The organism is Fibrella aquatica (genome assembly GCF_041321135.1).
In the GTDB taxonomy this organism is placed as follows: domain Bacteria; phylum Bacteroidota; class Bacteroidia; order Cytophagales; family Spirosomataceae; genus Fibrella; species Fibrella aquatica.
Genome location: NZ_JBGGWF010000009.1, coordinates 201,098 through 226,523, shown reverse-complemented (window position 1 = coordinate 226,523; position 25,426 = coordinate 201,098). Strand labels below are relative to the sequence as shown.

Sequence of the window (25,426 nt, the reverse complement as noted above, 5' to 3'; positions counted from 1 at the left end):
CGGTTGTCATTGACAAGCTTACCCAACCGAAGCTGGAGCTTCGGTGCTACACTTACATATTCCTCCGATACTGCCCGCCCACGGCATATAACGCTTGCGATAGTTGGCCCAGCGAGCACACTTTGGCGGCTTCCATCAGGCTGGCAAACAGGTTTCCGCCCGTCAGGGCAGTTTGCTGAAGCTGTTGAAGCGCCACCTCGGCTGCATCGGCATTACGATCCCGGAAGGCCTTAACATTGTCGACTTGCGCGCGCTTTTCCTCATCCGTACTACGAATAACTTCAGCCGGTGTAACCGTAGGTGAGCCGTTAGGATCGAGGAAGGTGTTGACGCCGACGATAGGCAACTGCCCGTTATGCTTCAGCGTCTCATAATACATCGACTCTTCCTGAATTTTACTGCGCTGGTACATGCGCTCCATTGCTCCCAACACGCCTCCGCGTTCATTCAAGGCCAGAAACTCTTGGTAAACGGCCTCTTCAACAAGATCAGTCAATTCCTCTACAACGAATGACCCCTGCAACGGGTTTTCGTTTTTAGTCAGTCCAAACTCCCGGTTAATCACCAATTGAATCGCCATAGCCCGCCGCACTGATTCTTCAGTTGGCGTTGTAATCGCCTCGTCATACGCATTGGTGTGTAACGAGTTGGTGTTGTCATAAATCGCCAGCAATGCCTGTAATGTGGTACGAATGTCATTGAAGGCAATTTCCTGCGCGTGCAAACTCCGCCCCGACGTCTGGATGTGGTATTTCAGCTTCTGGCTCCGGTCGTTACCGTTGTACTTGTGCTTGATGGCCTTGGCCCAGATGCGCCGCGCCACCCGGCCCAGCACCGTGTATTCTGGGTCCATACCATTTGAGAAGAAGAACGACAGGTTCGGCGCAAAATCGTCGATATGCAGCCCACGACTCAGGTAATACTCGACAAACGTAAAGCCGTTCGAGAGCGTAAACGCCAGTTGACTGATTGGGTTGGCCCCTGCCTCAGCAATGTGGTAGCCCGAAATAGACACCGAATAGAAGTTCTGAACGCGGTTCTGCGTGAAGTATTCCTGAATGTCGCCCATCATACGCAGGGCAAATTCGGTGGAGAAAATGCAGGTATTCTGCGCCTGATCTTCCTTCAGAATATCGGCCTGCACCGTTCCTCGCACCTTCCGTAGGGTATCGGCTTTGATCTGCTCATACACCTCAGCCGGAATGACCTTATCGCCGGTAGTCCCCAACAGCGCTAAGCCTAGCCCGTCGTTACCGTCCGGGAGTGGGCCTAAATAGGGGGAGGACGGAGGAAAGGAGGAAAGGGTTGCGAAGCCTCCCACTTCTCCCTTTCCTCCATCCTCCCTTTCCTCCATCCCCTTCAACCACTTCTCTACCTGCTGGTCTATCGCGGCGTTCAGGAAGAAAGCCAGCAGCATAGGCGCGGGGCCGTTGATGGTCATCGATACGCTGGTAGCGGGATCGCAGAGGTCGAAGCCGGAATAGAGTTTCTTGGCATCGTCGAGCGAGGCGATGCTGACGCCGGAGTTGCCTACTTTGCCGAAAATGTCGGGACGCAAAGCCGGGTCTTCACCGTAAAGCGTCACCGAGTCGAAGGCGGTAGACAGCCGCTTGGCGGGCATTCCTTTCGAAACATAATGGAACCGACGGTTGGTGCGTTCGGGACCGCCTTCACCGGCAAACATCCGCGTGGGGTCCTCCCCTTCCCGTTTCAGGGGAAACACACCCGCCGTATAGGGAAACTCGCCAGGTACGTTCTCGTGCATGATCCAACGCAGCACGTCGCCCCAATCGGAATACTTCGGCAAGGCCACTTTCGGAATCCTGAGGTGCGACAACGTTTCGGTATACAACGGCTGCCGAATCACCTTATCACGCACTTTAAACTCATAAAAATCAGCCGTATACCGCTGCTGCATCTCGGGCCATTGCTGTAATAGCTTTTTCGCGTCAGGGTGTAGTTGGGTGGCGAACTGGTCGTAGAGGGCGTTTACCTCACCCCCGACCCCTCTCCTTGAAATAAGGAGAGGGGGGGCATTCTTACCTTCCAGTACGTCTTTAGAATTTGGTTCGGGAGAGTGATTTCCTTCTCGATCATTTTCCTGAATACCAGATGGCAGAAGTGCCCCCCCTCTCCTTATTTCAAGGAGAGGGGCTGGGGGTGAGGTCATCGCCAACACCCCATCCAACTGATACAGTTTCGTCGCCAGCATAGCCTGCTCATTAACAAACCGATCGTACCGACGGCTTTCTTCCACGATTTCAGCCAGATAACGTACCCGGTCGGGAGGAATAATGAAAGATTTAGGATTGGGGATTGAGGATATCGGATTAGGCTCCGCTGGAGAATCGAATCTATCCGCAGCGCCCAATCCCAAATTCGTCATCACCCGCCTAAACAGTTCATTCATGCCTGGATCGTTGAACTGAGCGGCCATAGTGCCTAGAATAGGCAGTTGCTCGTCGGGCGTATCCCAGTCATTGTGGTTGCGACGGTACTGTTTGCGCACATCACGCAGGGCGTCGAGCGAGCCGCGTTTATCGAATTTGTTGATGGCGATAAGATCGGCGAAATCGAGCATATCGATTTTTTCCAGTTGTGTGGCTGCGCCATATTCGGCCGTCATCACGTAGAGCGTCTTGTCGGCGTGCTCGGTGATTTCCGTGTCTGACTGCCCAATACCCGATGTCTCCACAATGACCAGATCGAAGCCCGCCGCTTTGCAGATATCGATGGCATCCTGCACGTGGCGACTCAGGGCCAGATTCGCCTGCCGCGTAGCCAGCGACCGCATGTAAACCCGTCCCTGACTGACGGCCGGGTTCAGCGTATTCATCCTGATTCGGTCGCCGAGCAACGCACCACCCGTTTTCCGCTTCGACGGATCGACTGAGATGATCGCCATCGTTTTGTCCGGGTACGTTCGCAGGAAGCGGAGAATCAATTCATCGACCAGCGACGATTTACCCGCACCGCCAGTACCGGTTATGCCGAGAACAGGCGGGGCGGGGCGAAGGGCGAGGGGCGAAGGGCGAAGAGTGTAGGGCTGACCGTTCTCAGCCAGGGTTATGAGTCGGGCAATGATCGAAAAATCCGTAAGATCAGGCTCAATCGCGGAGCCATCCCCCAAGCCCTCAGCCCCCTGCCCTTCCCTGCACCGCGCCAGCAGATCATCGATCATGCCTTGCAGGCCCAGCGTACGGCCATCGTCGGGGCTGTAGAGGCGGGCAATGCCGTAGGCATGTAGTTCGTCTATTTCGCGGGGGAGAATGGTACCGCCGCCGCCGCCGAATATTTTTATATGGCCCGCTCCCCGCTCCTGAAGCAGATCGTACATGTATTTGAAGAACTCGATATGGCCTCCCTGATAACTCGTGATGGCAATGCCCTGCACGTCTTCCTGAATGGCGCAATCTACAATTTCGGCCACCGACCGGTTATGACCCAGATGGATAACTTCGGCCCCCGACGACTGCAATAATCGCCGCATCAGGTTAATGGCTGCATCGTGCCCGTCGAACAGTGACGCGGCGGTAACCAGTCGAAGGCGGGTTGGTACCACCACGCTGGGTACAGATTGGGGTTGTTGAGATGAAGTAATCATACATCAAAGATACCGGTTTCGTGCCATCCGTTCTTCTCTTTATACTACTGCGGTCTATGATACGGTAGTGCTGGGTACGTTGCTCTATACTGATCAGGGCAGCACAGGGCTAGCCGTAATAACCGTTCATCAGGAGAATAGGCCAGCAAACACAACAAAAAGCTCATTTGCTATAAATTTTATTCAAATTGTTGTAAATACACAACATTTCGCTTTACATTTATCACAGATTAAAACGTATGAGAGGCGAAAAGATATACAACCGTATTGCCGTTTTGCGCGAAGAACATGGGTTATCGCGCAAAGATCTAGCCGATAAGGTAGGCGTGAATTTTCAAACGATCGGCTATCTGGAGCGAGGCGAATACAACCCAAGCCTCGATCTGGCGATGGACCTGTGTGCGGTTTTCAGCCTACCGATCGAAATTGTGTTTTCGCGCCAACCCATGCGGCCACTCAGTGAGGAATTAGCCACCCTAAAACAAAAACTCCAATGACCAGAAGCCTTTCATTACCTTAACGCAGGCTGGCTACGGTGCTACAGCTGGTAAGTTACCCGACCCTATTTTTCATCACACGTTCGATGGGCTTGTCGAGCAGTCTGGCCACACTGCTTGGGCTTGTGCCCTTTGTTGCCCTCTCGGTCTATCTGTACCGAGGCACCCAACTCTGGCAGTATGGCAATGCGCCCGACGAACAGCTTGACGAACGGCAGGTGCTCGTGCGTAACCGCGCCTACCGATTGGCTTATTCTGTAGTAAGTCTGACCGTTCTCATTCTGCTGGTTTATTTAATGCTGGCTTCTGATTTTCACTGGCCTGTCTTAAGCGGCTACGACCAGATAAGTCCGTTCTTTTGGGGCGTCTGGACCATTGTCTTAGTGTTACCTTCCGCCATTCTGGCCTGGACAGAGTCAGATGTATAGCGAGACGCTTCAATCCGTTTTGCTCACCACTGTAACAAATCAACAAACCATATACCGATGAATCGCTTTCTGACCACCTGCCTGATCACTGCTGGCACCTTTTTTCATACCGTTTCGGCTCAGGACAACACCCTGCTCTATCAGGTAACGGGCAAAAACCTGACGGCACCCTCCTACCTCTACGGCACATTTCACCTCGTTTGCCCCACCGATCTGGTCATTACCGACGCCATGAAAAAGGCCGTTACCGACACGAAACAGCTCTATCTGGAAATCGATATGGACGACCCGACACTGCAATCGACCATGATGCAGAGTCTGATGTTCACCAATGGCAAAACGCTCAAAGACTACATGTCGGCTGATGATTATACGATGCTGGATACGTACCTGAAAAAGAGTTCGGGCATGGGTATGGCGCAACTCACGGCTATTAAACCCATCGGCCTTTACTCATTTCTGGCCATGGGCGCACTGGGTTGCCAACCCGCATCGTATGATCTGACGTTGATGCAACTGGCAGCAAAAGACAAGAAAGAGATTTTAGGCCTCGAAACAATTGGCGACCAAATGGCCGTTTTCGACAAGATTCCGATGGAGAAACAGGTGTCGATGCTCGTTGATATGGCGCGTAAACCTGACGAAGCCAAGCAGGAACTAGCCAATTTGCTAGCCGCGTACAAAAAGCAGGACATCACAGCGATGATGCAGCAGATGAAGGAAAGCAAATACGACGGGCTGGAAGACTTTGAGGCTGACCTGCTCGAAAAGCGTAACCAAAACTGGATTCCCGTCATCGAAAAAGCGGCCACCGACAAACCCACCTTCTTCGCCTTCGGAGCCGGTCACCTCGGCGGCGACAAAGGTGTAATTGCGCTACTTCGGAAGCAGGGATATACGGTGGTATCAATTAAGAATTAAGAGACAAGATATGAGAGTCAAGAGACAAGACTGGCTCTGCTAAAATACCATTTGGTGCGTCAGCAGAGCCAATCTTGTCTCTTGACTCTCATATCTTGCCTCTCATTTCTTAAACACCAGCGCCTTCACCGGGTCGATGCGGTTGACGATGAGGGTGGGAATCCAGAGGGCTACGGCGATGAGTGCCACGATGGCCAGGTTGATGAGGCCGATTACGGGCCAGTCCCAGACGATGGGGACGTAGTTCATGTAGTAGTTCTTGGCGTCGAGCGGAATGAGTTTATACTGGTACTGAAGCCAGCAAAGGCCAAGGCCAACACCGTTTCCGATGATGAGCCCCCAGATCACGATGTTCAGGCCAACGACCACAAACATGCGACGGAGTAAGGCGTTGGGGCTTCCGAGGGCTTTTAGCAGGCCAATCATCGGGGTACGTTCCATCATCAGCACGAGCAGCACCGAGCCCATGTTGAAGCAAGCCACGAACATGATCAGGATGATGAACACGGCGGTATTGCGGTCGAGCAACACCATCCAATCGAAGAGCATACCGTACTGATCGGTTACTTTGATGACCCGCATTTCAGGCGGAATCTGGTTCAGTACGCCCGCAAAAGTTTGGTTGAGTTGCGCGAAATCACGAACGAATAACTCGTAGCTTCCTACCGAATCGGCACCCCAGTTGTTTAACCGCTGAATCAGTCGCCGGTCACCGATGACGAAGGTTTTGTCACCCTCTTCGAGCCCGGTCTCGTAAATACCCACGACCGTCATTTTACGCGGACGAAGGCCCGAAGGTCCCGTCCCTCCCTCCGACAGTCCCGTGAAGTTAAGAATGGCCGATTGGCCCACCTCCAGCCGAAGTTGATTAGCGATGGTCCGGCTGATAAGCAGTTGGGTTGAATAGCCATTCACGGCCGCCGAGTCAAAATTGGGCAGTTTCCCCGCTACCAGCGATTCCTGAAACAGGTTCCAGTCATAATCGGGACCAACTCCTTTCATCACAACGCCTGACAAATCATCTTCGGTTTGCAGGATACCGGCTTTGGTGGCTACCCCCTGAATGTGCCGCACGTCGGGTGACGCCTTAAGTCGGGCAAAAGCGGGGTCGGCAATCGAGATGGGAGGCGCATCGTAAGACACGTTGCCGGAAAATTTCACGACCTGGAGATGGGCACCAAAGGCGAATATTTTTTGCTGAATAGTCCGTTTGAAACCAAACAGAATACCAAACGCAACGATCAGTACGGCCAGTCCAATAGCCACACTGGCAACACCCACCCGCGTAACGGTGGCCGAGAAACTACCTAATGGCGCGTTACGCACCCGACTGGCAAGAAAGACAGGGAGGTTCAATGAAAAGGGGTTCAATGTTTAATGTCCAACGTCTAAAGTTGCGCTGCTTGTTCACAAAACTATCCTTAGCAGCGCAACTTTAGACGTTGGACATTAAACATTGAACCCCTTTTCATTGAACCTTGGACCCTACTAGCCCCTCACCTGCGGGAACTGTTCAACGATGCGTTCGACCTGTTTGGCCAGATTCTGGCTGATTTTGGTTGGGTCGCTAACTGCGTTTTGCACGGCACCGCGCCAGATCAGACGTTTCGTGCGCGAATCAACCATGTCGACGACGACGGTGCCCGATTCGTATTTCTCCTGCGTATACTGCGGACCGCCGAAGCCATTCCAGCCTGGACCCCAGCCGCCGTAGCCCCAACGTCCCCAGCCTGTGTAAGGGCCGTAGAAGCCGTATGGGCCATTATTAGTAGCTACTGTGCGGGTTTTCTCTTCCACGAAAAAGTGATAACCAATCAACAAGTCAGGGCGGCGACTTACTGCTTTCAGGCCTTTCTTGGCTAGTTCACTGGCTACAGTGTTTTCAACCTGCTCAGTAGCTAGTTGATTATAATAAACCGGATTTTTCGATCCCTTCACGTCCGACTTCATCCAGGCGAAGGTGCGGTACTTTGAGAAATCAACGTTGGCCTTATCCACCGCAACACGCGGCGCACAGGCAGATACACCCACCACAAAGGCGAGTACTAAAAAGGCGTTTTTCATTAGTATGTTGAGTCTTGTTGTTTGATAGACTAACAAGTATTTAAATGAAATAGTTAGAGAGGGTGCGTCAGCTAAAGATGACGGCAATTTTTTTGCGTACTTCGTCCTATGCAATTCCGTCTTCTTTTCGCTGCCCTTTTGGCAACGTTGTCAGCCACGGCTCAGACACTGCCGATTCTTAGCCAGAACCCAACTTCGCTTCGCTGGTACCGGGTAAAAACGCCGCATTTCAACGTGTTATATCCCCAGGGATTCGAGCAACCCGCCCTTCGTACGGCGCAACGGTTGGAGCAGGTGTATGAACCCGTCAGCGCAGGACTTGGCCGTCGACCAAGACCGTTGTCGGTTATTCTGCAAAACCAGACGAGCGTCAGTAACGGATTTGCCACGCTGTATCCGCGGCGTAGTGAGTTTTTTACCGCTCCCCCGCAAGATCCCTCGTTGCTGGGTACGTTGAACTGGCTCGATCTGCTGGCGGTGCACGAATACCGACATATTGTGCAGTACGAAAAAGCCCTGCAAGGCTACGGACGGGTGCTCTACACGCTACTGGGCGCACAGGGCCTTGGCTTTCCGACGCAGATCGTTACGCCGGGCTGGTTTCTGGAAGGCGATGCGGTTGGGACGGAAACCATTCTGACCAACAGCGGTCGGGGACGGATTCCCGCTTTTGAGCTCAACACACGCACCAACCTGCTGACTCGCAAGCCATTCAGCTACGCTAAAGCTGTGGGTGGCTCCTTCCGCGATAACGTACCTAACCATTATGAGCTGGGCTATTTTCTGACCACAAAACTGAAACGTACCTACGGCCCCGACGCGTGGAGTAAGTCGTTGAATCGTATCTATACGCAGTTCCCCATCTACCCCTTCTCGTTTTCAAATGGATTGAAACAAACAACCAAATCGGGTGAGAATCCGAAAGGCACGCGGGTCGATGATTTGTATTCGGAATCGGTGGCCGACCTGATCGAAACGTGGAAGAAAAAACAGGAATCGCTGACGATTACCCCGGCGACAATGTACCCGGTTTCAGCCGAAAAAGCGAAAACGCCCCGTCCCGTTTTCACCAACTACCGCAACCCACAGTATATCACCGACAGCACCATTCTTTGTGTAAAAAGTGGCCTCGGCGATATTCAGCAGCTCGTTCTACTCAGCCGGAATGGCGTTGAAAAACGGGTTTACACACAGGGGCTGATCATCGAAAATCCGGATATGTTTTCGGCCACGCCGGAGAAAGCCTGCTGGATTGAAAACCGCTACGATCCGCGTTGGGGGCAGCAGGTATTTGCCGAAGTTCGGGTGCTCGATCTGGCCTCTGGCAAGCTGACCCGCCTGACCCACAGAACCCGCTACAAAGCCGTGGCCCTTTCGCCCGACAACCGCAAGCTCATCGCTGTTCGCAACGAAACCGACTTTCAGAATCGGCTGGTGGTGCTCGACGCCCAAACGGGTCGTGAACTGACCATCTTGCCCAACCCGACCAACAATCAGTACATTCATCCACGCTGGTTCGACGCCGAAACCGTGGTGACCGTTACGCTGTCGGAACAGGGAAAAACGATTGAGCTGATCGATACGCGAAACGGTCAGAAACGAGCGCTACTGCCGGTGTCGCAGACCAACCTGAGCAATCCGCAACCCTACACAAACGCGTTTGTTCTCTACAATTCACCGCAATCGGGCATTGATAACATCTACGCCGTAAACGTGGCGACCGGAAAAACCTCGCAAGTCACGTCACGGCCATTCGGAGCGTACCATGCAGCGCTGTCATCGGCCAGCTCACGCGGCCAATACATTGCCTTTCAAGATTTTAACACGCACGGCTTCCGCATTGCCGAAATGCCGCTCGACCCCGCCACCTGGCCACCAGTCGATAGACCCGGCACCGCTGTCGACCAGACTACGCGCTACTTTGGGCCGCTACTCAACGGCGGAACGCAGACTGTTCCGCCTATTGCTACCGACTCGGTACCGCCTTTACCGGTTTCGGCCCCCGAACGGTATCGTCGCCTGTCGCATCCGCTGAATATTTACAGTTGGGGACCCACATTTTCATCGAACGGGCAAGCCCTAAACGTCGGTCTACAGTCGCAAGATTTGCTGGCAACTACACAGATTACGGCGGGGTATACCTATAACCAGAGCGAGCAGGTGGGTGCCTTTGCGGCAAATCTGAGCTATCAGGGCCTGTACCCAGTGCTTGATCTGGGTTTCCAGAGCGGTAACCGACGCACCTCCTATTATCTCGACCGCGTCAACCCGCTCGACAGCCTACGCACCGATACGTGGCGGTACAATCAGGTGTCGGCGGGCGTTCGGCTTCCGTTCCAGCTCACACAATCGCGGTTCAATCAGAGCGCCAACCTGTCGGCCTATTACGGATTTCTACAAGTGAGCGGCTACGACCTGCCAGGCCGGTTATTTACCGAAGCGGGTAATGGTTATCTGCACACGATGACCTACGGCGCCAACTACGCGCTGACCTTACGCCAAAGCCGCCGTGATGTGGGGCCACGGCTTGGTTTTGCGGTCAGCACGCAGGTACGTTCCACACCCTTTGCCCAATCGGGCGAGCTGACAGGCCTGCAATGGGGGTCGGCGATGAACGTGTATTTGCCCGGTATTGGCAAGCATCATTTCATGCAGTTGCGGGGTGCGTATCAGTACCAGTGGGGCACCCCCGACGCCCAGAAGCTCTACCGATTCCAGGCCAGCGTACTCTACCCGCGTGGTGCGCCGTATGTTCCGTTTGACAACCTGGTGGTAGTTGGCGGCGATTACCGGCTCCCCCTTGCCGACATGCACCTATCACTGACCCGGTTGCTCTATATTCAGCGCATCAAAGGCGGCGTTTTTACCGATTACGCACGGGGCAACAGTAATCAGGTACGTTATGACAACCGGGGTGTGGCTCGCGCCATTGTGCCGTTCAGTTCGTATGACTGGACCGTTGGAGCAGACCTCTCATTCGTCTTCAATCCTCTCCGACTACGCACGCCGCTGGAACTTGGCCTGCGTACCACCTACAGCATTCGCACCGGCCAATACCTGCTGCAACCGCTAGTACTGGATATTGGCTTTTAGACACTTAGGAGACTATCGTGATTGGAAGATTCTTGTACATTCGTCTACACTTACCTAACGCCAACACCATGATTGATTTACAGGAAAAACAAAACGAACTGGCCCGCAAGAGGCGGGAACTGGCTAAACGCAAACAGGCTAATCGCTGGAATGTATCTGGTTTTCTGGCCAGCTTGTTTGCGGGCTTTTGGTGAGCTTATCTGTTACCGTTCAAATACTACAGTATGCTTCAACCCGGATCATTTTGTCATTCCGACGCCAGGAGGAATCTTGCGCGTTCCCTGACAAATTGAGAGGTCTATACTCAAGATTCCTCCTGGCGTCGGAATGACAAAACGATCCGGGCTGAGGCAGCTTCGATATAATAAATCAGCAGTTTACCATCAAAGCCAGCTTACTTCACCATCAACGCCACCACAGGTTCGATCAGTTTTCTGGATGCCGTAGCGTCCAGATGCAGGCCATCGGCAGTCATTGTCTCTACGTCGAGGCCGGGCGTTTTGTAGCCGTTGACGAACAGGCAATTGTGCCGACGCGCTACCTTTTTAAATGCTTTCGACATCGATTTTACCCGCTCATTACCGCCCGCATATTTCGACGTAGCTTCCGCTTTTTTACCGTAAGGCGGGGGCGAGATAAGAATAATTTTCGCCTTGCGAATGACGTCATACGGGCATCGTTTTATCCGCTCGATTAGCCGCCCCAAGTTAGCAGGTACGTCTGACTGACGATCAGCAAAAACGGCTTTTCCATCGTTGGTACCCAGCTCGATCACAACGAAATCGTAAGGCTGACGCCCGGTCAGTTCGGCAGCTTTCTTCAGGTTTTGATCAATCATCATGAGCGAATTCAGCGTACTGTCGCCGTTGTTGACGAAGCCAATAGTGCGCCCCGATTTGCTGATATTGTGGACTTCGGCATTCGGCAAGGCAAGTTTGAGTTGCTCAGGCCAACTGTAGGAATACGTGCCGTTACTATCGCCAAAAGTCAACACAGTCAGCCGCTTTTCAGACAGCATCGCCGGTTGGGCAATGGCCACCGCTGCGTTAAAGAGTAACGCAAAAAAGATCAGAATCCTAGTTCTCATAAAGGAAGACATAACTGCTCACCGACGTGTGGAGTAGAGGATAAACGTAATTCTCCTGCGTTTAATTACTCACAAAATTGAAGATAACGCGTAAACATGCTAGGTTAGTATGCTTTAAAAATTTATAAAAATAAGTGCAACGTCCGGTGCTAAACCGTAGTAATCGAGACTACAAACAATATCGTATAGCACATGAAAACGACTTATTTCTTCTTCGTTGCCCTGGTTGGCTTAACCCTGTGGGGTTGTAACAATGCACAGCAAGTTACGCCTGAAGATGACACCACACTCTCATCGGCCCGCTTAACGGGAGACACCACCGGATTCCATTGCCGCAGCGCCGTCACCAAAATCACCGTCGCCGAATTACCCGCCGCCGTGACTGCGGCAATCAGCGCGTCGTACGCAGGTGCCACGGTAAACTACGCCGCTAAAGATGACGCGGGGAACTTCCTGGTAGCCATTACGCAGAACACCGAACGCAAAACACTGCTCTTCAACGCCGACGGCACCTTCAACAAAGAGTTAGCCCTGCGTGATAGGCCGGGTCATGGGAAAGGCGGTCCGGGACGTGGTCGCGATAGCCTGAATCAGGTTGCCATTGCCGATCTGCCAGCCGCTATCACCAGCTACATCACGGCCAATTATGCTGGTGCCACAATCAACGTCGCCACCAAAGATGCTACGCGGGGCTTCATTGTGATGATCACACTGAATGACCAGCGCAAAGCGCTCCTGTTCAACATCGACGGCACCTTTGCGCAGGAAATTGTGCGGGGCCTAAAAGGGAACTACAGCGTAGTGGCCACCACCGCCCTGCCCGCTGCCATTACGACCTACATCACCACCAACTACGCCGGATCGACGATTAAAGTGGCGGGTAAAAACACAACGGGCCAGTTCAAGGTGATTATTCAGCAGAGCAACGGTCAGATCGCCGAACTAAGCTTCGCCGCCGACGGTACGTTCGTTCAGGTTAAGAAAGGAAGGAGGTAGAGTTAAAAATTCAAAGTCCAATGTTCAAAGTTTCGCTGCTAATCAACCTCATTTAAACGCAGCAGCGCGACTTTGAACATTGGACTTTGAACTTTAGACTCTAACGCCCTACCAGTAAACGCTTTACTGCGCGTTGGCCATCGGCCTGAATCACTACGTAGTATACACCGTTGGGCAACGCATTCGTATTATAGAAAATACTGTACGAACCGGCCTCCTGTTGTTGTTCAGGCAATTGTGTCACTACCCGGCCCGCCCCCTCGCGGATCGAGAGCGTTACCAGGCTCGCGGTGGGCAAATCGTACTCAATCCGAACCCGGTTCGATACTGGATTGGGTGACAGACGCAAGTCAAGGCCACTCACAATTGGCTCGGTAGCCAGCAGTGGGTCGGCGGTAACCAGATTGGTGGCGGGGCTTTCGGCATGAAGCCGGGTCAGGGCCGTCACGAAGTAGCGTACCAGTTGGCCTGCAGGTACGTTAGTGTCGGTGAAAGCAGTAGTATCGTTGACCGTAATCGCCCGAATGGCCGTAGCATCTTCAGTAGAGGCCGCCTGTCCGTCGTTGAAGCGATAGATCACGTATTGCCGCACGCGCTCCAGCTCGCCAGAGCCGGTTGTCGGTTTTTGCCAGCGCAGTTGAACGGTATTGCCGATGCGTTGGGCAGTCAGTTGTGTTGGTGCCGCTGGCAACGTACCTGACTTCCAGGGCATAGCAGGCTGTAGGGCCGGACGGCCATAGAAAGCCAATGTCTGAAGGCTATCGCGCAAACCCAACGGATTGCGGTTCAGCGTTGTGGTGTTGTAGAAGATGCTGCCCTGCACGCCTACCGTCCGGCGGTTGAGCCGAAGTTGCGCCGGCATATGCCCCGCCAGATTCCAGGTGGCGTTTTCAGTGGCCACCCCCACCCTATACGCCGCCTGCCCAATGTACAGATGCCGGTTAATCCCCGCCGTTGCCGGACTGCCCTGCACCACCGCTGACCACCACGGAATCAGCACGTCGTAATTAGCCGCTGCCAGCCCGATGTTCCAGTAGAGTTGCGGCGCCACATAATCGAGCCAGCCCGACTGTACCCATAGCCGCGTGTCGGCATAAATATCGGAGTAACTCTGAAGGCCATTGGTAGCCGACCCGAGCGATTGCGCCGTTGTTTTGTTCTGCCAGATACCAAACGGCGAGATGCCAAATTTAACCCAGGGTTTGGCCGCCCGGATGCTATCCGATACTTGCTTCACAAACAGATTGACGTTATCGCGCCGCCAGTTGGCCCGGTTTGGTATACCCCGGTTCAGGGCGTTGTAGGTTGAATCATCGTTGAACGATGGGCCGGAAGCGGGTGGGTACGGGTAGAAGTAGTCGTCGAAATGAACCCCGTCGATGTCGTAGCGGCGAACTACATCCATGATTACGCTCGTGACGTAGTTGCGCACGGCAGACAAGCCGGGGTTCAGTACTCGTAACGTACCCTGTGCCAGGAGCCACTCCGGGTGTTTACGAACCACGTGATTGGGGTCGAGTTGGGCGGTTTGGGCATTCGACACAGCCCGATACGGGTTAAACCAGGCGTGAAACTCCATACCCCGTTTCCGGCATTCGGCCAGCATGAATGCCAGCGGATCATAACCCGGCGATTGGCCCTGTCTCCCCGACAAAACCTCAGCCCAGGGTTCGAGCGCACTTGGGTACATGGCGTCGCACACACTACGTACCTGCACCACCACCGCGTTGAGCCCGGCCTGCTGATGCTGATTCAAGATATTGACAAATTCTGCCCGCTGCTGATCGGCAGTAAGCCCCGGCCGCGATGGCCAGTCGATGTTCGAAACCGTTGCGATCCAGGCACCCCGAAACTCCCGCTTCGGCGGTGTCTGCGCCACTGAAAGCGGCGTAACGAGCACAGCAATCAGCAGTAAGACGAACAGATAGAAGAAAGCAACTTTACGAAAAGGTATTGCCATACGCGTAGGACAGGTAGCAGATTCAATGAAATGTTACTCGTCCCACGAGGATGTGTCGACATGCAGTTGAACGACCTCATCAAGAACCAATTCGTTTTGTTCGTTCTGCTTAAGTTTAATCTCGAATGTAAACGGGAAGCTATCATCGCTCAAAGATGCATCGCTAGTTAGACCGTATTGAAGTTCAACTTCCACAGTCCCGTTTCCTTTGGCCATAAATCCACCTTCTTCAAGTATGGCTAACTCATCAACAGTAGAGTCAACTACATTTTCTATCCGGGTACGGGTAGAAAGAGAGTCAAGCTCGTCAGGGAAATCGTTGACTAAGTAGTTATACAGAATTTCGTCCAAGTTGGGAATATCTATCTTCTTTGGCTTGGGAGGAGTGGCTACAACAACTAGAAATTTGTAGTTTTTTTGTGCTTTGACATAGTCCCCTAGTCCAGCAATTTGTGCTCGCTTTTGAGGAGTCATCTTTCCGACTTTCACTTCAAAGACAACCACCTCATCCGCTTTCCTAGCCACAAGGTCAGCTCTATAGTTGCCAATCTTTTCCTCTTTGGCAACTTGATATCCTTTAGCCTGATAATCAGACATTAACTGTTCCACAGCAATATCATGCATGTAGCGCTGTAGGTATTGTGGTCTAATTTGCATTTTCTGCCAAGTTTAACCGTATCATGTCGGAATCAAATACACCACATTCAATGTACAATATATGGCTCTCCGTCTCAAAAGCCTCAAGTAAGGTGGTAATTAGATCACCAGATAAACTAGTGAAATTGAGTGACTTAAGATCATACGACGCATCTCGCAAGTTAAAACTTCCCGCTACACGTAGTTTTACCTGTCGGTCATCTTTGTATAACTCATTACAAAGGCAATCCCAAATAGGCTTGCTTAGGTTATCAGCATCGAATCCCTCGTATTTGGTGTAAAAGTGGTATACAAGTCCATACATATCTTGTGTACTACTCTCATAGTTAGGGCATGAAGCTACTAATGCTTCAGTTAGTGCTGCTTTATAACGCTTTCCCGGAGTGCTATCTTTCTGCCAGCTATTATGCGATTTAGGCTTCCGGACAAGGATGAAACTGTACATATCTATTTGCGAGCGAGATAGCTCTCGTTTAAATTACTTACCCGTACACTTCGCGCCGGGCGGCCTTGACGGTGTTTTGCATCAGGGAGCAGATCGTCATCAGGCCTACGCCGCCGGGGACGGGGGTGATGTAGCTTGTTTTGGGCGCTACTTCGTCGAATTTAACGTCACCTTTCAGGGCAAAACCACTTTTCTTGCTGGCATCAGGAACGCGTTCCAAACCAACGTCGATCACTACGGCACCGTCTTTTACCATATCGGCGGTGACGAATTCGGGCTTACCGAGGGCGGCGATCAGGATATCGGCGGTGCGGCAGATCTCAGCGAGGTTCTGCGTTTTCGAATGCGTTAGCGTTACGGTGCAGTTACCGGGATAGCCGTTACGCTGCATCAGAATGCTCATGGGCAGGCCCACAATCTGACTACGACCCACCACCACGCAATGCTTGCCGCTCGTTGGAATATCGTAGCGTTTCAGCATCTCCAGAATGCCCTGCGGTGTGGCTGAAATGTAGGCAGGTAAGCCTTTTGTCATGCGCCCCACGTTGGTTGGATGAAAGCCATCGACATCTTTAGCTGGGTCGATCGCCTCCATTACGGTGTCGGTATTTACCTGTTTTGGCAACGGCAACTGCACAATCAGGCCATCCATATCGGGATTATTGTTCACGCTTTCTACAGCAGCAAGCAGTTCAGCTTCAGTCACGTCATCGTCGAACCGGATCAGCGTGGAGTGCATACCAACTTCCTCGCAGCTTTTCATTTTGCTAGCCACGTAGGTCTCCGACCGGCCGGCCGTTCCGACGAGAATAGCGACGAGGTGTGGAATCTTGCCGCCTTCGGCCTTGATCTTGGCGACATCAGCCGCGATTTCCTGCTTGATCTGTGCAGAAAGGAGTTTACCGTCTAAAAGAATCATGGAATGTTGTGTGCCGGTTGAAGCCGCAAAGGTCGCAAAGAATCAGCGCAAACAATAGGTTAACGCCAGTTATGGATTGGCTATAGACATGACTGCTTCGCGTGCGGGGCTGACGCATGGCCCTTCGACGGGCTCAGGGTGACAATCCCACTCAAGTTTGTCATTTACATTCTTGGGTGGATTGTCACCCTGAGCCTGTCGAAGGGCCATGCGTCAGCCCCGCACGCGAAGAAATGCATTACTTACAAATACAGCTATACACTAACCACGTCAGGTTATACCACTATACGTCCGTCAGCGAGCCTCAGCGTATTTGTGATCGAATTTGGCAACTCGTCGGTGTAATGCGTTACGTAGATCAGTGTCTGATCGGGGTTGACCGTGCAGATTTGTTCGACCAGTTGGCGGAACTGACTAGTTTGGGTTGCATCAAGTCCCTGCGTAGGCTCATCGAGCACAAGCAGCGGTGGATTTTTGATCAGCGCACGGGCCAGCAACACCCACCGTTGCTGTCCCACCGACAAGGCCGATAAGGGCTGATCGCGTAGCTGATCGAGGCCAAGCTGCCGGAGTTGATCTTCAATGCGGGTACGTTGTTCGGGCGTCAGCTTACGGAACAGGCCCATCGTGTCGAACAGGCCAGACGCCACCACATCGTACACCTTTATCTGGCGGGGAAAGTACAGGTGCAGTTCAGGCGAAACGAAACCGATCTTCGCTTTGATCGACCAGATGCTTTCGCCGGTGCCGCGCTTTCGGTCGAAGAGGTCGAAATCGTTGGCGTACGCCTGCGGATTATCGGCGGTGATGAGGCTCAGCAACGTACTTTTCCCAGAGCCATTCGCACCCAGCAACGCCCATTTTTCGCCCCGCCGCACTGTCCAGTTAATGCCGTGTAACACCGTCTTATCACCATACCGAATAGTCACGTTTCGCATCCTGACAGCATGAGTGAACGAAGGCTGGGGGCTTGTTGAAGCGGGTTGTAGTTGGATGGTCGATTCGTCTGACTTGAGTGTACCGATTAGCGTGAGCCGGTTGGTAACGCAGTCCGGTACGTCGCGCTCATCGACTACCATCACCAGCGCTACTCCTGATTGTGCAACCCGGTCTATAATGGCGTGAAGCTGGACGCGACTGTCGGTGTCTAGGCCGACAAACGGGTTGTCGAGCAGCAAGACGCGCGGGCGTTCTAGCAATGAGCGGACCAGCAACGTCCGGCGAGTTTCGCCATTAGAAAGCGACGTTAACCGCCGGTCGAGCAGGTACGTTATGTTCAGTTGGGCGGCAATGTCGGCCAGCCACTCATCGGTGTAAGCTGGCGGTGGCACAGGGGCCGAAGCCAGATCGATCGTGCCAGTGGGACGTACCTGACCTTGCAACACATCGCGCACGGTCGGGGCCGTATCAACGGTTTGGGTGTTGTAGCGTTGCTGATAAAACTGCGCCGCACTGGCAATGCGCCAGTCGAACGAATAGTCGCGTGCTACCAGTTCGACCGTGGTTTTGAGCGGACCAACCGGGTGCAGCAATTTCCCGGCAAGCAAGGTTATCCGTCCGGCCAGGGCATCCAGCAACAGGCTTTTCCCCGACCCCGATGGCCCCATAATGGCCCAGTGCTGATCAGCTTCCAGCGTCCAGTTTATGGGTGGGTACGTTGTGTTTGTCGGATTGCGGAAGGTAGCGTCAACGAGTTGGATGAGCATCGGAGAAGGGAGTAAGTGCGAAACTGGCGCGAGCATGTGCTCGTGTCTTCTATATCGCAAGCATTCGCTTGCACAGCGCGAAAGCGCAATGCGGTAGTGAAAATAAGTAAGCCTATCACTTACCTGTCTCTACTGTATTGCGCATTCGCGCTGTGCAAGCAAATGCTTGTGATATAAAAGACACGAGTAAATACTCGCGCTAGCAAACTTCGTCACCCTCACCCATACCTTTCCTGCCATTCTTTCTTTTGACGCTTATACTCCGGGTCTTCGCGGGCTTCGAGGTACTTGGCATAGAAAATTCGGGCTGATTCGGCCTTGACAGGGTCTTCCTCACTACGCGGCAATTGCGCCCGACCGTGCGCGCCCGACTGCCCTTTTTTGTCGTCAGGCACCGGACCGTCGTACTTCTTACCGCCTTTATGATTGGCGTAGCGACGGGAGCGGGTATAGCCCATTTGCAGGAATTTGCGGGCCATATCCATCCCAATGAAATCGTTATCGGCCTTGTAGTCCAGAAACAGCTGGTAAATCTTCTCCGACGATTCGCGGGCTATATCAGGGTCTTTGAACCGCCAAAATGGCAATATCTCAGCCTTGTACGGCATAGCAGTAAGAACCCCCATCTCGCCCACACTGACCCGGTACTTTTCAGGCTCTTTTCGGAAGTCGATACCGTAATAATCGGGCTTAGGAGTTGGCATAGTCTGACGTTTGAACTAACACTGTCAACGCATAACCTTGCCAGTACTCAACAGTTGGGCGATCTGTGTTTGCGGTCCACTCACTATTATTTTTTCGATGTATCGACACCATAACCCGGCTTAACTGGTTTGCTGTATAGTCGGTTAGTCTATCGACTTATCGAGTCAACAAATAGACTATTCCATCAGAAAGCCCAACCAGCTCACTTTATCGATTCTATGCATTTACAGTCAGTAACTACGGCATTGGCCGACGCATTTCATCAGGTACGTGACCAGTCGGTGCGGCTGTGTGCGGGCCTCGAAACCGAAGATTTTGTGGTGCAGCCCATGGTCGACGCCAGCCCGCCAAAATGGCATCTGGGGCACACAACCTGGTTCTGGGAAACGTTCGTGTTAATCCCGAACGTGCCTGACTACCAGGTGTTCAACAATCAGTTTAACTACGTTTTCAATAGTTATTACGAAACCGTTGGTCGACGAACACTGCGCACTATGCGAGGAAATTTAAGCCGACCAACCGTGGCCGAAGTCTATCGCTACCGCGACTACGTTGATGAGCAGATGAATCGTTTTCTGACCGAAAACGAATTGGCTACCGAGTTGGAGTCATTGCTTGTACTGGGTCTGGAGCATGAGAAACAGCATCAGGAATTGCTGATTACCGACATCAAATACACGCTCGGTCACAACCCGCTGTTTCCAGCACTGGATATCCCCGTTTCGGAGCATGAATCAGAACAGCCAGGTACGTCGATCACTATTCACGAAGGCGTGTATACCATTGGCTATCAAGGAAGTGGATTTAGCTTCGACAATGAACTGGGGGTCCACAAGGTTTACCTGAACGAGACAACGCTGGCGGGCAACCTGGTTACCAACGCCGAATATGTGGCCTTTATAGAAGCCGGTGGCTATAGTCAATTTCAGCATTGGCTCTCCGACGGATGGGCGTGGGTGAACGCTACCAAAGCCGAAGCACCACTCTACTGGCATAAACTAGACGGCCGATGGCACAACTACACCTTCGCCGGTCTGGAACCCATCGACCCGGACGCGCCGGTTTGTCACGTCAATTTCTACGAAGCCGATGCGTATGCCCGCTGGCGGGGAACACGTCTGCCTACCGAATTTGAATGGGAAACAGCCGCGTTACGAGGTAACCTGAACTGGGGAAAACGATGGGAATGGACTTCATCAGCCTATCTCCCCTACCCCGGTTTTAAAACCGTGCCGGGAGCTGTAGGTGAGTACAACGGCAAATTCATGAGCGGACAAATGGTCTTGCGGGGTGCTTCAGTAGCCACACCGCCCAACTCATCAAGACCCACGTATCGTAACTTCTTCCAGCCCGACAAACAGTGGCAATACACTGGGATCCGGCTGGTGAATGCATAGTCAATCTCTTACAACAACATGCTTACAGACCATACCGAAACAACGTACCTAATAAGCACGGCGCTGGCCGACGAGGTACGTACGGGACTGACCCAACAGCCCAAGCGCCTTTCGTCGCGTTTTTTTTACGACGCTGAAGGCAGCCGGCTGTTCAGCGAAATCATGCATCTGCCCGAGTACTACCTCACCCGTAGCGAATACGAGATCATCGACAATTATAAAGAGCAGTGGCTCAGCATGTTTTCGGCCGACAATCGCTCCTTTGACCTCATTGAACTTGGCGCGGGCGACGGGCTAAAAACGAAGGTTTTACTTTCCCACTTTGTAGAACAAAACGCTCAATTCACCTACTCGCCGGTCGATATTTCGGAAACGGCGCTGGATGAACTGACCGATGATCTGACCCAAAAACTACCTTCGCTCAGCGTAACCCCGCAACACGGCGACTACACCGACGCGCTGGCCCGCATTGCGCAACGGACCTACGATTCTGCTAATGAACCGCGCAAAGTGGTACTTTTTCTGGGTTCGAACATTGGCAATTTCACGCCCGACGACGCGCTGGCTTTTTATGCCCAACTGTCGGCTTCTCTCAGGCCCGGCGATCTGCTGCTGACAGGTTTCGACCTGCAAAAGCACCCCGCCGTGATTCACGCCGCCTACAACGACCGTCAGGGCTTAACTAAAGCGTTCAACCTGAACCTGCTCCGCCGCATCAACCGCGAACTCGATGCAACCTTTAATCTGGCGACCTTTGATCACTATGAGCTTTACGACCCTGAAAGTGGAGAAGCCCGAAGCTATCTGGTGAGCCAGACAAAGCAGACGGTTACTATCGCGGCGTTAGACCTGACGATTTCATTCGATTACGGCGAAATTGTTCATACCGAAATTTCCCGGAAATTCACCCGATTACAGATCGATGAACTGGCCAACCAAACCGGATTCACGCAGACCCACTGGTTTACCGACTGCCGCCATTACTTCGCCGATGTCGTGTACACAAAGAATTAACGGGCCACTCCATCACTTCGCGCGCCCTTACCTGCCTACGGTTGTTTCCTTATAAAAACAGCTTAGTTTATGGCCAGGAATACATTGCTCTGGAGTATAGCTGGTGTGGGAGCCGTTGTCGCTATCCGTGCCTTGCAACGCCGTAATCAGAAGATCGATTTTCGGAATAAAGTGGTCGTAATTACCGGTGGTTCACGTGGGCTGGGGCTTGTACTGGCCCGACAACTGGCGCGTGAAGGAGCTCGGATAGGTATCTGTGCCCGAACGCAGGAAGCCCTCGATATTGCCGCTGCCGAGCTACGTGCCTACGGCAATGAAGTGTATGCGCATCAATGCGACCTAACGAACAAAGACCAACTAAACGGGTTTTTCGAAGCCGTCAATCAACAACTTGGTCCAGTCGATGTGTTAGTAAATAATGCGGGCGTGATTATGGCCGGGCCATATGCCAACACCACCGACGATGATTTTCATGAAGCGATGAACACCAACTTCTGGGCTGCTTACCACGCCATCAACGCCGTTTTGCCCGATATGCAACGGCGAAAAGAAGGTCGGATCGTGAATGTGGCCTCATTTGGTGGCAAGGTTTCCATTCCGCATCTGTTGCCTTATTCGGCCAGTAAATTTGCGCTGGTTGGTTACTCAGAAGGCCTCCGGGCCGAAATTGCCCGCGATAATATATACGTGACCACCATTTGCCCCGGTCTGATTCGTACAGGTAGCCCGCGACAGGCACAGATACGGGGGCAACACGAAAAAGAATATGCCTGGTTTAAGATCGGCGATTCGTTACCCGGTCTATCGGTAAGCGCCGAGAAAGTAGCCTCAGATATTATCGAGGCCACTCGCTACGGTGACGCTGAACGAATTGTATCGTTACCGGCCAAGTTTGCCGGCGCCGTTCATGGACTATTTCCGGGTCTCGTAACCGACACGCTTGCCTTTATCAACAATATGCTTCCCGATCCATCTTCGGCTGGTCGCGACAGCACTCGTAAAGAAGGCAAAGAGGTAGAAACAGCCTTGTCGCAAAATGCATTGACGACCCTCACCGAAGAGGCTGCCAAACACAACAATGAGTTGACCCCTTAACTTTTGGGGCCTATTCTGTTGAGTCAGGGTATTTGTTCGTGGTCAAGGAGGCTTTGCAGCACATAGGCGTGGGTGCCGTAAAGCTTCGCCATCTCGCCAAGCTGTGATAGTTCGATGGTTAAGTTGCTTTGGTAATCGGGCAGGCAATGACGAATCAACGCCTGCTTGATAGGCGATGTGATGGCGTCGGCTGCTTTAGCCAGTACACCATTTACAATAATCAGTTCGGGGTTGAACAAATGAACGGCAATGGCCAGTCCGCGACCTAATTCACTACCGGCGTTGCGCAACAGGTCAATACAAAACGCATCACCGGCATTGGCCTTCTCGATGATTCGTTCAATCGTCACCGCATCTGATCCCTCGTCGGCCAGCATAGACGGTTGTCCCTGTGCCAAACCAAGTCGGGCACGGCGAATCAGCGACGACGCTGAGGTCAATGTGTCCAGACAGCCTACTTTTCCGCAGGTACACAGTTCACCATCGGTTTTGATCTGAATGTGCCCTAATTCACCGGCAAAGCCCGCAGTTCCCTGCAAAATTTCGCCATTGATCATTACGGCAAGCCCAATGCCCCAGTCGATGTTGATAGAAAGCACATGTTTTTTGTCCTGCGAGAGCCCGAATTTGCTTTCGCCAAAAATGATGGCTTTGGTGTCGTTGATAAAGAAAGTCGGCGCATCGAACAGCGACTCGAAGAGGGCACTGAGCGATTGCCCCGGCTGATTCAGTTCGGGATGCGTGAAGTTGAAGCCCAGTTCCGGGTTAACCAGCCCCGGCATGGTAGCGCCGATACCAATGACCATGAACTCCAGCGCATTCAGTTTTTGGGCCAGTTGCTGCAACGGTTCCCGCAAATCACAGACAAACGAAGAGGAATCGCCAAGATGCAGTACCAGATCCATTCGAAGTACCACCTGATTAGTCAAATCGAACACAAGCAGTTTGGTATCATGAACAGTGATGTCGACCACAACCGTAACATAGCACCTTGGTTTTAAGGCATATAAAGAAGGCTTTCGACCCATCTGCGCCACGCCCGTTCCAATGCTTCGAATCCATTTTGTAGTCATTAACTCATCGATCAGGGCCGTGACCGACGGTACACTACTGTGCATGACACGGGCAAGTTGGGCAATGGTTCGTGACTCAGATCGGTATAGCTCCGAAATAATGTATCGCTTTAACCTATTCTTTTTTTTATCAATGACAGAGACAGTAGGGAGATCGTACATAAAGCAATTCACTCTGGTTTCAGCCGGTTTGGCGCTAGCTGATGTCAAGTTAGGTTGAATGGTTTATCTGGAAGTTGGGAATTAGTGATCGGTAGCAACAAGCGAATTAACTATCGCTATTGGTCATAATAACACCATACTGCACAAAACCATGCTTTATCAGTCAGTTACTTATCTGGCGCCATTCACCCTGATGCGTTGGCAGGGTGAATGGCGCCAGTAACTAGTTTTCCGAATCCACGTAGTCGAGTACTTGCTTGATTTGCAGGTCGGTTAGTGACGTAAACGAGGTCATCTGAATTTTACCGTTATCGTTGAAAATCTTCACGGCGTAGGCGTCACCGCTGGCAATAACAGCCGACGAGTTGCGAATCCATTTCTGCAACCATGCCTCTCCTGGGGCACGCTGACGGATACCCGCCAGCCCTGGACCCAGCAATTTATCGGCACCCGCGCTGTGGCAGGAAGCACAGTTTCCGGCAAAAATTTCTTTTCCGGCAAGGGCATCAGCAGAGAGCACTTTAGCCGCTGCCACCGGAGCACCGCCGCCACCGGCCATCTGACCAGCCTGCGCAACCGGCTGCCCTTCGCCGGGCATATGCCAGGCTAGTAAAATCATGATTACGAACATTAGCGCCACGGTTGCGGCCAGTCCAAACAGGACCATAAGCATTGTGCGGAGTTGGGCAGAATCAAGCATAAGAGGAATCAGATAATACGTAAGTGAGCGATCAATACATCGAACAAATGTAGGGATACACGTTCTTCAATAACCTGACTTTTGTCAGGCAAAAGGGGTGCCATTGTCCAGCTTTACCTCTTACCGTTCCTGCCCGTCAGTCGACACTCGATGTGGCCTTTCTGCGTTATGGCACAAAATGTAGCTTGAAAGCGTATATACAGACATGAAACTTACGGTTGATTTTTTACAGGAGGCCCTTAAGGGTCAATTTGAATATGCCCTGCTTCAGGAATTAGCTGAGGTGGGTCAGCATAAAGTAGCACCGGTTGGAGCGTACCTTATCAGACCTGGCGAATTTATCCGTTCCGTACCCATCATTCTGCGTGGCTCGGTCAAGATCATGCGGCCCGATCAGGAAGGGCGCGAAGCCTTGCTATACTACCTCGGTGGCATGGATGCCTGCGCCATGTCACTCACCTGTTGCATGGGTAGCAAGCAGAGCGAGATCATCGCCGTGGTAGAAGAAGAAACCGAACTGATTGCCGTACCCGTTGCCAAAGTCGATAGCTGGATGTGCCAGTATTCGACCTGGAAACAGTTTGTGTTTCAGACCTACCAAAAACGCTTCGACAACCTGCTCACAACCATCGACGAGGTGATTTTCCACAAACTCGACGAGCGGTTACTAACGTACCTGAACAAGAAGACGCAGAGTTGCCAATGCACCGTGCTATCGATCACGCACGAAGAAATTGCGCAGGATCTGGCTACGTCACGCGAGGTCATTTCGCGCTTGTTGAAACAGTTGGAAAAAGCCGGACGCCTCACGCTGATGCGTAATAAAATCACGATGCTGGTCTGATTTCGCGCCTTTGTAACAATTGTCACGGAAGTCGGGCGTGGCAGGGTCGTATTTCGCTT

At 52.5% G+C, this 25,426-nt stretch carries 22 protein-coding genes; 10 read left to right on the top strand and 12 right to left on the bottom strand.

Features of this window, described 5'->3' with window-relative positions; all coding sequences use genetic code 11:
• Positions 1 to 52: 52 nt before the first annotated feature.
• Positions 53 to 3,604: a methylmalonyl-CoA mutase family protein gene (locus ACAW87_RS19550; RefSeq protein WP_370725319.1), complete on the bottom strand. Its 3,552-nt coding sequence runs from the start codon at positions 3,602 to 3,604 to the stop codon at positions 53 to 55.
• A gap of 239 nt (positions 3,605 to 3,843) precedes the next feature.
• On the opposite strand from ACAW87_RS19550, the gene ACAW87_RS19545 reads away from it, so the two are divergent.
• The 3 genes from ACAW87_RS19545 to ACAW87_RS19535 are packed head-to-tail and all read left to right on the top strand — an operon-like array spanning position 3,844 to position 5,450.
• Positions 3,844 to 4,101 carry a helix-turn-helix transcriptional regulator gene (locus ACAW87_RS19545; protein WP_370725318.1) on the top strand — a complete coding sequence of 86 codons (258 nt, stop codon included), beginning with the start codon at positions 3,844 to 3,846 and terminating at the stop codon, positions 4,099 to 4,101.
• A gap of 38 nt (positions 4,102 to 4,139) precedes the next feature.
• Positions 4,140 to 4,529 (top strand): hypothetical protein, encoded by a 390-nt coding sequence (locus ACAW87_RS19540; RefSeq protein WP_370725317.1) that lies wholly within the window; start codon positions 4,140 to 4,142, stop codon positions 4,527 to 4,529.
• A gap of 57 nt (positions 4,530 to 4,586) precedes the next feature.
• Positions 4,587 to 5,450, top strand: a complete 864-nt coding sequence (locus tag ACAW87_RS19535; RefSeq protein WP_370725316.1) for a TraB/GumN family protein — start codon at positions 4,587 to 4,589, stop codon at positions 5,448 to 5,450.
• 102 nt (positions 5,451 to 5,552) lie between these two features.
• Here ACAW87_RS19535 and ACAW87_RS19530 read toward each other — a convergent pair whose 3' ends face one another.
• Together ACAW87_RS19530 and ACAW87_RS19525 are read right to left on the bottom strand one after the other, a co-directional pair.
• Positions 5,553 to 6,806: an ABC transporter permease gene (locus tag ACAW87_RS19530; RefSeq protein ID WP_370725315.1), complete on the bottom strand. Its 1,254-nt coding sequence runs from the start codon at positions 6,804 to 6,806 to the stop codon at positions 5,553 to 5,555.
• 132 nt (positions 6,807 to 6,938) lie between these two features.
• The gene (locus ACAW87_RS19525; protein ID WP_370725314.1) at positions 6,939 to 7,514 is read right to left on the bottom strand and encodes a DUF4136 domain-containing protein; all 576 of its coding nucleotides are present in this window, start codon (positions 7,512 to 7,514) and stop codon (positions 6,939 to 6,941) included.
• Between the two features lie 108 nt (positions 7,515 to 7,622).
• Here ACAW87_RS19525 and ACAW87_RS19520 point away from each other — a divergent pair, with 108 nt between their 5' ends.
• Both ACAW87_RS19520 and ACAW87_RS19515 read left to right on the top strand, forming a co-directional pair.
• Positions 7,623 to 10,607: a TolB-like translocation protein gene (locus ACAW87_RS19520; protein ID WP_370725313.1), complete on the top strand. Its 2,985-nt coding sequence runs from the start codon at positions 7,623 to 7,625 to the stop codon at positions 10,605 to 10,607.
• Between the two features lie 68 nt (positions 10,608 to 10,675).
• Positions 10,676 to 10,801 (top strand): hypothetical protein, encoded by a 126-nt coding sequence (locus tag ACAW87_RS19515; protein WP_370725312.1) that lies wholly within the window; start codon positions 10,676 to 10,678, stop codon positions 10,799 to 10,801.
• Between the two features lie 200 nt (positions 10,802 to 11,001).
• Here ACAW87_RS19515 and ACAW87_RS19510 read toward each other — a convergent pair whose 3' ends face one another.
• Positions 11,002 to 11,694: a GDSL-type esterase/lipase family protein gene (locus ACAW87_RS19510; protein WP_370725311.1), complete on the bottom strand. Its 693-nt coding sequence runs from the start codon at positions 11,692 to 11,694 to the stop codon at positions 11,002 to 11,004.
• A 192-nt stretch (positions 11,695 to 11,886) separates the two neighbouring features.
• On the opposite strand from ACAW87_RS19510, the gene ACAW87_RS19505 reads away from it, so the two are divergent.
• Positions 11,887 to 12,690 (top strand): PepSY-like domain-containing protein, encoded by an 804-nt coding sequence (locus tag ACAW87_RS19505; protein ID WP_370725310.1) that lies wholly within the window; start codon positions 11,887 to 11,889, stop codon positions 12,688 to 12,690.
• Between the two features lie 100 nt (positions 12,691 to 12,790).
• Here the strand turns inward: ACAW87_RS19505 and ACAW87_RS19500 are convergent, their stop codons facing one another.
• The 6 genes from ACAW87_RS19500 to ACAW87_RS19480 all read right to left on the bottom strand — a co-directional run bounded on the left by ACAW87_RS19500 (position 12,791) and on the right by ACAW87_RS19480 (position 19,081).
• Entirely contained in the window at positions 12,791 to 14,650 is a 1,860-nt protein-coding gene (locus ACAW87_RS19500) for a family 10 glycosylhydrolase (RefSeq protein WP_370725309.1), read from the bottom strand.
• Positions 14,651 to 14,683: 33 nt separating this feature from the next.
• Positions 14,684 to 15,274 carry a pPIWI-associating nuclease domain-containing protein gene (locus tag ACAW87_RS19495; protein WP_370725308.1) on the bottom strand — a complete coding sequence of 197 codons (591 nt, stop codon included), beginning with the start codon at positions 15,272 to 15,274 and terminating at the stop codon, positions 14,684 to 14,686.
• 22 nt (positions 15,275 to 15,296) lie between these two features.
• A complete protein-coding gene (locus tag ACAW87_RS25780; protein WP_502918435.1) occupies positions 15,297 to 15,611 on the bottom strand; it encodes a RusA family crossover junction endodeoxyribonuclease in 315 nt (104 codons plus the stop codon).
• A 178-nt stretch (positions 15,612 to 15,789) separates the two neighbouring features.
• Positions 15,790 to 16,671 carry a bifunctional 5,10-methylenetetrahydrofolate dehydrogenase/5,10-methenyltetrahydrofolate cyclohydrolase gene (locus ACAW87_RS19490; protein WP_370725307.1) on the bottom strand — a complete coding sequence of 294 codons (882 nt, stop codon included), beginning with the start codon at positions 16,669 to 16,671 and terminating at the stop codon, positions 15,790 to 15,792.
• A gap of 275 nt (positions 16,672 to 16,946) precedes the next feature.
• On the bottom strand, positions 16,947 to 18,377 hold the full coding sequence (locus ACAW87_RS19485; RefSeq protein ID WP_370725306.1) for an ATP-binding cassette domain-containing protein: 1,431 nt from the start codon (positions 18,375 to 18,377) through the stop codon (positions 16,947 to 16,949).
• A 218-nt stretch (positions 18,378 to 18,595) separates the two neighbouring features.
• Positions 18,596 to 19,081 carry a DUF4385 domain-containing protein gene (locus tag ACAW87_RS19480; protein ID WP_370725305.1) on the bottom strand — a complete coding sequence of 162 codons (486 nt, stop codon included), beginning with the start codon at positions 19,079 to 19,081 and terminating at the stop codon, positions 18,596 to 18,598.
• Positions 19,082 to 19,300: 219 nt separating this feature from the next.
• Here ACAW87_RS19480 and egtB point away from each other — a divergent pair, with 219 nt between their 5' ends.
• The 3 genes from egtB (at position 19,301) to ACAW87_RS19465 (ending at position 22,588) form a co-directional block, all read left to right on the top strand.
• The gene (gene egtB / locus ACAW87_RS19475) at positions 19,301 to 20,479 is read left to right on the top strand and encodes an ergothioneine biosynthesis protein EgtB (RefSeq protein WP_370725304.1); all 1,179 of its coding nucleotides are present in this window, start codon (positions 19,301 to 19,303) and stop codon (positions 20,477 to 20,479) included.
• 18 nt (positions 20,480 to 20,497) lie between these two features.
• Entirely contained in the window at positions 20,498 to 21,493 is a 996-nt protein-coding gene (gene egtD, locus ACAW87_RS19470) for an L-histidine N(alpha)-methyltransferase (protein ID WP_370725303.1), read from the top strand.
• Positions 21,494 to 21,562: 69 nt separating this feature from the next.
• Positions 21,563 to 22,588 (top strand): SDR family NAD(P)-dependent oxidoreductase, encoded by a 1,026-nt coding sequence (locus ACAW87_RS19465; protein WP_370725302.1) that lies wholly within the window; start codon positions 21,563 to 21,565, stop codon positions 22,586 to 22,588.
• A 23-nt stretch (positions 22,589 to 22,611) separates the two neighbouring features.
• On the opposite strand, the gene ACAW87_RS19460 is transcribed toward ACAW87_RS19465, so the two are convergent.
• Entirely contained in the window at positions 22,612 to 23,706 is a 1,095-nt protein-coding gene (locus ACAW87_RS19460; protein WP_370725301.1) for an ROK family protein, read from the bottom strand.
• A 340-nt stretch (positions 23,707 to 24,046) separates the two neighbouring features.
• Entirely contained in the window at positions 24,047 to 24,523 is a 477-nt protein-coding gene (locus ACAW87_RS19455) for a c-type cytochrome (protein WP_370725300.1), read from the bottom strand.
• 205 nt (positions 24,524 to 24,728) lie between these two features.
• Here ACAW87_RS19455 and ACAW87_RS19450 point away from each other — a divergent pair, with 205 nt between their 5' ends.
• Positions 24,729 to 25,367: a Crp/Fnr family transcriptional regulator gene (locus tag ACAW87_RS19450; protein WP_370725299.1), complete on the top strand. Its 639-nt coding sequence runs from the start codon at positions 24,729 to 24,731 to the stop codon at positions 25,365 to 25,367.
• Positions 25,368 to 25,426: the final 59 nt, after the last annotated feature.